General features: G+C 41.5%; 5 protein-coding genes. All 5 read right to left on the minus strand.

Annotated features, from left to right (window positions below; translation table 11 throughout):
- Positions 1-44: 44 nt before the first annotated feature.
- Positions 45-2,156, minus strand: coding sequence for a GAF domain-containing sensor histidine kinase (locus tag VB836_RS18765; protein ID WP_323221491.1), 2,112 nt, complete (start codon positions 2,154-2,156; stop codon positions 45-47).
- A 121-nt stretch (positions 2,157-2,277) separates the two neighbouring features.
- Positions 2,278-5,064, minus strand: coding sequence for a GAF domain-containing sensor histidine kinase (locus tag VB836_RS18770; RefSeq protein ID WP_323221493.1), 2,787 nt, complete (start codon positions 5,062-5,064; stop codon positions 2,278-2,280).
- Between the two features lie 422 nt (positions 5,065-5,486).
- Positions 5,487-6,578, minus strand: coding sequence for a geranylgeranyl reductase family protein (locus VB836_RS18775; protein WP_323221502.1), 1,092 nt, complete (start codon positions 6,576-6,578; stop codon positions 5,487-5,489).
- Positions 6,579-7,058: 480 nt separating this feature from the next.
- The gene (gene frr, locus VB836_RS18780; RefSeq protein ID WP_323221495.1) at positions 7,059-7,607 is read right to left on the minus strand and encodes a ribosome recycling factor; all 549 of its coding nucleotides are present in this window, start codon (positions 7,605-7,607) and stop codon (positions 7,059-7,061) included.
- Entirely contained in the window at positions 7,594-8,322 is a 729-nt protein-coding gene (gene pyrH / locus VB836_RS18785; RefSeq protein ID WP_046281446.1) for a UMP kinase, read from the minus strand. Before pyrH ends, frr begins: the two co-directional genes overlap by 14 nt.
- Between the last annotated feature and the right edge of the window lie 245 nt (positions 8,323-8,567).

The following is an 8,567-nucleotide window of genomic DNA, read 5'->3' on the forward strand; positions in this document are numbered from 1 at the left end:
GGCGAGTCTCTACAGCAGTTGCTCATCGCAATATTTCGATGATCTTAGCTGTGCTTAACTGGAATTTGAATTTTAAACTCTGTTCCCTGACCAAGCTGAGACTCGCATTGTAATATTCCTTTATGTTTTTCGACAACAATTTGATAACTAATTGATAGTCCTAATCCAGTTCCTTTCCCCACAGGTTTGGTCGTGAAAAACGGATCAAAAATCTTAGCTTTGACTGCGGGTGGAATTCCTCCTGCATTATCTTGGATGGAAATCATCACCCAGTTTTTAGGCGTACAATCTATTTTTTGAATAACGCCTGTTTTAATAGTAATTCTAGGTAAAAATGAAGCCTCAGATTGATGATAAACTGATTCTAAAGCATCCAAAGCATTACTCAAAATATTCATAAAAACCTGATTGAGTTGAGCCGCATAACATTCAACTTTGGGAAGTTTACCGTAATTTTTAATCAGTTCAATTCCTGAGCGTTCTGACTTAGATTTCAAGCGATGATGCAAGATTAACAGCGTACTATCAATCCCTTCGTGAATATCAACCGCTTTGACTTCGGCTTCATCCAAACGTGAGAAATTCCGCAACGACAAAACAAGCTGACGAATTCGTTCAGCACCCAATCGCATCGAAGAGAGAATTTTGGGTAAATCTTCGCTCAAATAATCTAACTCTATTTCTGATATTTTTTCTTCTATTTTAGCAGTTGGTTGAGGATATTCTTGCTGATAAAGTTGAACTAAATCAAGTATATCTTGAGTAAAATCAGTCGCCGGATCGAGATTTCCATAAATAAAGTTAACGGGATTATTAATTTCGTGGGCAATTCCGGCGACTAGATGACCCAAGCTTGACATTTTTTCGGTTTGAACTAATTGGATTTGAGTTTGTTTTAAATTTTCGGCTAAAGCTTTAGTTTCTGCTAATAATTCAGCTTGTTGTAAGGCGACTCCGAGTTGAATTCCAATCTGAGCTAAGAGTTGCAATTCATCGTTTTTCCAACTGCGAGGTGCAGTATTTTGATAAGCGGCGAGTAATCCCCATAACGTTTCGCCTTGGAGAATGGGAACAACAATATAGGCTCGGGCGTGAAATTGCTCTAAGAGTTTTATTTGACAGTCGGAATATCCAGCTTTATAGATATCCTCAATGGCTAAAAGTTCTCCTTGGCGAAAGCGTCCACCGTTGGTTTCTTGCAGACAAGTATCTGCGATTGTGGGAATTTTATCTATTAAAAGTTCCCACTCTGATGATACCGACTCCGCCACAAAATAACCAGACCAATCTGGATTAAAGCGATAAACAACAACCCGATCACTGTTTAAAAACTGTCTAACTTCTTCTGTTGCTGTATCAAAAATGGTTTGCATATCCAGAGATTGACGAATCCGATTAACCATTTCAAATAATATTTGATGTCGTTGATCTCCTTTGTGACGTTCATCAATAAGAGCCAGTTGTTGAGCCTGATGTTGAACTTGCTCAATATATTCAACTTGTTGCAGAGCGACATCAAAATGATGAGCAATTTGAGTCACAAATTCAATCTCATTCTCTGACCAATTTCGAGGTGAGGAACATTGATGAATACACAGTCCTCCCCACAGTTTACCTCCCTTGAGTAACGGCACAAATAGATTGGCTCGCACTTGAAATTGACTGAGGATTTCAATGTGACAATTACTTAAACCTGCGGTATAAATATCGGCAATAGCATTAATTCTTCCTTGTTGGTATTGGGGTGCAAACTGTTCACCGAAGCAGTGATCATAAACCTGCGCTGTTAAAACCGATTTAAACTCTGGATTGATATCTTCAGAGATAAACTCACCCTGATCATAACCCGAATCCGGATCAAAACGAAACACAGCGACTCGATCTGCATTTAATAATTGTCGAACTTCTATTGCCGTTGCGGTAAATATAGTGTTAAGATCAAGGGATTCTCGAATGCGACTAATCACCCGAAATAATGCTCTATAGCGTTCTGTAGGATGAATCTGGCATTGAAAGTGAGCAGAGTTAGATGATTGATCATTTATCAATTGACAGGGTAGTTGCTGCTCACTTAAAATTTGTTGCAGTCGTTCAAAGGCGGCTTGATTTTTACAGCACTCTCGTATTTGTTCCCATTGATGAGCGTTAAGCATCATAAGTTTGTAGTTGCATCAAGGATGACATACTTCAGGCAGCATAGGGCTAATTAAATTCCCTCTTTTTTAGTATAAGATAAAATCCACCTTGAGTGAATATCGAAACTCACGGGAGAATGCTTTAAGATTGGTAAATGGGGAGAGAAATTGCAAACTCCGTTGACTCTCCGGGTTGAGAAATACAGTTAAGACTACCCCGATGTTTTTCGACAATAATTTGATAGCTAATTGAAAGTCCTAACCCGGTTCCTTGACCAATCGGTTTCGTGGTAAAAAAGGGATCGAATATTTTAGGAAGATGTTCTGCTTCAATTCCTAGACCATTATCAATGATCGAAATTTTAACGCTATCTAATTCTTTAGTTTCCCCTTTTAAGAAAGAAGTTTCAATCGAAATTTTTGGAGAATAAACAGAAGCCTGTACCTCTCTATTTTTCAATTGATTGTAATCATACTCTAAAGCATCAATGGCATTACTGATAATATTCATAAAAACTTGATTCAGTAAGCTAGCGTAGCATTCAACTGGAGGTAAATCTCCATAACTTTTAATCACTTGAATTTCGGGAATATTTGCACTTCCTCTCAAGCGATGTTGCAAAATCATTAGTGTATTTTCAATTCCCTCATGTATATCAACGGCTTTGACTTGAGCTTCATCGAGTCGTGAAAAATTCCGCAAGGACAAAACTAACTGACGAATTCGATCTGCTCCTATTCGCATCGAAGATACAATTTTAGGCAAGTCAGAACAAAGAAAATCTAATTCTATAGATTCCGTATATTCCTGAATTTCAGAAGGAGGTTCTGGGTAATATTTTTGATAGAGTTCGAGTAAATAAAGCAAGTTTTCAGTATATTCGCTCGTATAAGCTAAGTTGCCGTAAATAAAGCTAACCGGATTATTAATTTCGTGAGCAATTCCAGCGACTAACCGTCCCAATCCTGACATTTTTTCAGTTTGAATCAGTTTAGTTTGAGTCTTTTGTAATTCTTCTAAAGTGTGAGCTAATTGTTCGGCTTTTGCTTTTTCATTCTCAGCAGCATTACAGGCTTTTTCATAGAGTTCAGCTTGGGTAATGGCAATAGCAATTTGATCCGCAAGCTGACTGAGCAAATCAATTTCTTCCGTTTGCCAATCTCGAGGTTTATTACATTCGTGAGCAATCAATAATCCCCAAAGCCGATCCGGTGAGCCAATCGGAACAACTAAATTTGCTCGCACCTGAACACCTTCTAGAAATTCCTGATAACAAGATGTTAAATTGGCTTCATAAATATCTCGAATCGCTCCACATTCCCCTTGTCGATATCGATTTTTAGAACTAGAGGGAAAACAACCGCTAGGAGTTTTAACACCGAGAACAGAAGAGATCTCTTCACCAATGGCTTCAACAATCACTTCTCCTTCTTGATCATTAATCAACTTGTAAATTAAGACGCGATCGCTTCTAATTAACCCTCTTACTTCTCGAACAATCGTTTGTATGATGTTTCTTAAGTCTAACGTACTCCGAATTTTGTCTGTTACTCGTTCTAAAGCTTGAGCAAAATCCAGAGTTCTTTGTAATTGATGGGTACGTTCTTCAACTTGTTGTTCTAAGTTAATATTAAGCTCTTGAACTTCTGTATAGAGCAAATATTGTTGAATTGCCATTCCCAACTGAGTTCCTAAAGCTTCAGCTAGAGAAACTTCTTCTTCTGTCCAAGGTTGAGCTTGACCTTTTTTCAACTCTCGCCAGACTTCAAAAGATTGCCGGGGTAATATTTGTTTGAGGTTAGATTTAAAACGCCCCGCCCACAAAATTTCGGTATCAATTTCATTTCTAAAAACCGTTAAAACGGCAAGTAATTGTTGTCGATAATAAATCGGTACAATCAGTAAACCTCGAATAGAAGTGGTTTTAAAAGCCGGGGTTAAAACCCGAAACAGAGATTCTTTATACAAGTCAGTAATCGCCCAAATGTCTGTATCCTTAGATGCGTTTTTTTTCAAGTCTTGAGGTTTTTTAAATTCGGTTTTAATCCATTGTTGCCAGAGGGGATGTTCTTCTAAAATCGGACTCAATTCCCATTCGGGCATCGTGGGTTGTTCACCCCAAGTCCAGAGTTCAGAAGTGCGATTTTCACTCGTACAGATGTAAAGTCTACCCCCAACGCCTTGCAACGCCTCCACCGTCGCTTCTAAAGCCGCTTGCAGTTGAATTGTCGGTTGTTGATGTAATAGAAATGAAACGCGGTTAATCAGGGCTTCTCGCCTTGCTTGTTGACGAGTATAAGTCAGTAATGTAGACTGTTTAATGGCAACAGAAAGCTGATCAACAATGAGCTGAACCAACTGTAATTGAGAGGCTGTAATTTCCCGAGGTTCTGCATGATGAGACACCAATAATCCCCAGAGTTGGCGATCAGATTGCTGGGTATTTTGATACAAAATTGGGATAACCAGGGAAGATTGAACCCCCATCGCTCTAAGATAGGCAATATGACAGGGGTCTACTGAACGATAGTTAATTTCTTCAGAACCCGAAAAATCTTCTGTATCGTGGGTATTGACAGGACTCCAACCAATCTCTGCTGTTGCTATATTGACAATACTGCGTTGAGCTAGAGTGCGATACATTTCTCGGGCGAAGGAAGGAATATCATCTGCTGGAAAATGCAATCCTTTCAGGGAAGGAAGGCGATTTTTATGAATTGATTCTGCCATCACTTCACCGCTCTCATCCGCGCTAAACTGATAAATCATCACCCGATCCGTTCTCAAAAATGCCCGAACTTCAGCAACGGTTGCTGTTAAAATTTCTTCTAGTTCTAAGGATTGACTAATCCGCTTCGTAATCCGGTAGAGTAAATGTTGTTCATCAATTTTTTTTGAATTACCTTGTTGATTTTCCGCAGGTATCATACAAGCTCCTAATCACTGTATCTATCAATTTTTAACTCTCTTTACTATCATTATATATTTCTTAAAATATCTCAGGAGTTTAAGAAAACTAGAATAAAAAATTTAAAAAAACTTAATAATGTTTCCTGATGATTTGAGGGTATCAGTTTTAACTTTGAGGAGATTCTAATCTCAGTATTTTCCTCAATTTTAGATCCTCCCCTCAGTAATATTTCGGATGAGTGAAGTGCTTATTATCGAGGGGTTGCTAGGGGATTTTTCGGAAAGCCGGACTCAGTTGTTGAGCTTATCAAGTATTATTACAGATTTTCGGGAATACCATTGCTCGTTTTGATACTGAAACAGAAAGGATAGGTAGACGTTCTCGGCTGTGGTGTCTACCTACCCTTAAGTTGATCATTGAGTTGTTATAGCAGTTTCCTTTAAAAAGGAGATAGACTCTTCATGGCTTTGTCTACAACATCTGCATAACGCATTTCACCACAGAGAATCTTACTGATCAGTTGAGTGGCAACGGGGACTTTCACACCTGCTTTGTAAGCAATGCCAGGGAAGCGGTAAAATAAACCTGCTAAACGTCCAGCCCAAGCCATATCTGCGCCCCACTCTTGCTGCATCACCTGAGTATATTTTTCCAGGGCATTACTCGCGCCGCCTAAAGCTTGATCAATGGCTTCTGCTGCCTTGACTCCACTTAAAATCGAGGGACGAATGCCTTCCGCCGAAAGGGGATCGGCTAAACTGGCTGCATCTCCGGCTAAGAGGGCGTTTTGGGTATGCAGGGTTTTATCTCCATCCCACAAACACAACGGATGCTCAGAAATGGAATTGTATGTCGTCATGCCCAATTTACTGGCATACTGGATTAAATCCTTGTTGAGATCCTTAGATTCACCGCCTCGGAAGGTGGCAATACTGATCGAGTAGCTATCGGCTTTGGGAAAACCCCAAATACTGCCATTTTTCACCATGCCAAATTCAAAGCTGGGAATTTGACCGGGACTCGAAGGGAATTCCGCAACCATACTCTGACGAAGAGTTGACTGTTTCAAACCCAACCATTTAGCCATCGGCCCTTTTGCGCCATCTGCGGCGATTAGATATTTGGCTTCTAGGGGTTCGGCGTTTGTACTGACTTGCCAGCTTGCGCCTTTAAACTTAATCCCAGTCACTTCGGTTTGCGTTTGCAGTTTCGCGCCTTGGTCTACTGCTTGCTGCATCAAATATTGATCAAAGACATCCCGACGCACCATCCACATCGGCTTAACAATCTCTGTTTCCACGGGATCACCTAACTTCCAGGTGTAGCGAATTTTCTCTACGGTGGTGGAAATCGCGGGTGTCAAATCAAAGTCAAACCATTTAGCGATCGCAGGGGATACGCCACCACCACAGGGCTTTTGGCGAGGCCAAGCGTCTTTTTCTACAACCAAAACGGAATGTCCTCGTTTGGCAAGGTGATAAGCTGCGGCGCCCCCCGCCGGACCCGCACCAACAATAATGCAGTCAAACATTGTTGTCATAAGTTAATGATCAGTTGTCGCTTGTCGTGTAATGGTGTTCGCTCAAAAATAAATTCTCAACCCTGGCATCTACAAATTATTGCCTTTTAGGGATTAAAACCGCACCCTTTAAACAAGGTCAAATTCCTTGACTTCGAGCAATTTTTACCTTCAGGCAAATCTGTTACTGCTCTCGCACGTTTCTAGTCTAACACGCTTAATCCGTCGCTTGACAAGTCTCTACTTGAGTCTATTTTCCTACTCTTATCAATTGCAGCAAGTTCTAGAGGAATACTTAAAAAATATAAGATTCAGGAATAAATGATCAGCATCCTATTCCTACTCAATATACTTGATTTATGCACTTGTTAAAATAGCTTAAACAAGGCGAGTGAGCCGCCCTGTTTAGTTCCTGGGTTGAGACACTGTGTTTAATCAGTTGTCTCACCCGGACAAATTTTGTCTCACAAAATGTAGCCCCTTTCAGGCTGTTTAAACGGTTTTAATATCTTTTTCCTTTGCCTCAAGCAGTTCATCAACTTTAGCGATGTACTTATCGGTCAGCTTTTGAATTTGATCTTGTAAATCTCGGGCTTCATCTTCGGAGATTTCTTTAGTTTTTTCTTGCTTACGAACCGCATCAACCGCATCCCGACGTACACTTCGCACCGAAACTTTACCTTCTTCTGCGTATTTAGCCGCTAACTTGGCAAATTCTTGGCGACGTTCACTGGTCAGAGGCGGAATATTCAACCGAATAATTGATCCATCGTTACTGGGAGTCAGCCCCACATCGGACAAAGAGATCGCCTTTTCAACGATATCCAACGACTTGCGATCAAAGGGTTGAATGGTAATGGTGGATGCGTCGGGCGTGTTGATTGTGGCGAGGGACTTTAGGGAAGTCGGAACGCCATAATATTCAACCATGACCCGATCCAATAAAGAAGTATTGGCGCGTCCAGTGCGGATAGTATTAAATGACCGTTGAGTTGATTCAATGGCCTTTTGCATTAAACTTTCAATTTCAGCTAACTTCACACAAACCTCCTACAAATGTTCCAACAGGGTCTCCACTGACCGCCCGAGCGATATTTCCCTGTACAGTCAGATCAAAGACAATTATGGGAATATTGTTTTCTTTGCACAAGGCGATCGCCGTACTATCCATCACCCGCAGATCTTGAGTCAGCACATGGCCATAGGTGAGGGTTTTGTAACGTCGAGCATCGGGGTTGAGATGGGGATCGCAGTCATAGATCCCATCGACTTTTGTTGCTTTGAAAATCACCTCAGCATCAATTTCGGCGGCTCGTAATGCGGCTGTGGTATCGGTGGTAAAGAAGGGATTACCAGAACCCGCTCCAAAAATCACCACGCGGTTGAGTTCCAGGTGACGAATCGCTTTCCGCCGGATATAGGGTTCAGCAACTTCCTGCATCGCGATCGCCGTTTGTACGCGAGTCGGGACTCCAATTTGTTCGAGGGCATCTTGTAAGGTGATAGCATTCATCACCGTAGCAATCATTCCCACATAATCGGCAGTTGCCCGATCCATCCCCGCAGAAGCGGCTTTTACCCCTCGGAAGATATTACCACCACCGACGACAATTGCCACCTGAATTCCTTTGGCGACAACCTCTGCAACTTCTTGGGCAATGCCTTGAACGACAGCCGGATCGATGCCGTAGCCGAGGCTTCCCATTAAAGCTTCACCGCTTAGTTTCAGTAAGATCCGCTTATACGCTGTTCCCATTTATAACCCCCAACAGTTTCCGCTAAATCGATTCAGATTGGCAGCGATCGCAACAGTTGCCCCATCGGGTCTGCGCCGACTGATGAATCGCACTGGTGTAGACATTGGGGTGATCATAATTGACATACTCCCCATTTCTAAAGAAAGGGGATTCTCCAAGCCTCACGGCTTTGGATTACTGATTCATTGACAACCCTTACAGCAAGCTAGTTTCCTAACCTACTCCAGAGGGGTGAGTCTCCCCA

It is taken from the genome of Limnoraphis robusta BA-68 BA1, from assembly GCF_034932365.1.
Classification (GTDB): domain Bacteria; phylum Cyanobacteriota; class Cyanobacteriia; order Cyanobacteriales; family Microcoleaceae; genus Capilliphycus; species Capilliphycus robustus.

What these genes read in the sequence shown, in the direction of transcription:
- VB836_RS18770 (WP_323221493.1), bottom strand. Translation starts at nt 5,064, where the DNA reads ATGATACCTGCGGAAAATCAACAAGGTAATTCAAAAAAAATTGATGAA.
- VB836_RS18765 (WP_323221491.1), bottom strand. Translation starts at nt 2,156, where the DNA reads ATGATGCTTAACGCTCATCAATGGGAACAAATACGAGAGTGCTGTAAA.
- VB836_RS18775 (WP_323221502.1), bottom strand. Translation starts at nt 6,578, where the DNA reads ATGTTTGACTGCATTATTGTTGGTGCGGGTCCGGCGGGGGGCGCCGCA.
- pyrH (WP_046281446.1), bottom strand. Translation starts at nt 8,322, where the DNA reads ATGGGAACAGCGTATAAGCGGATCTTACTGAAACTAAGCGGTGAAGCT.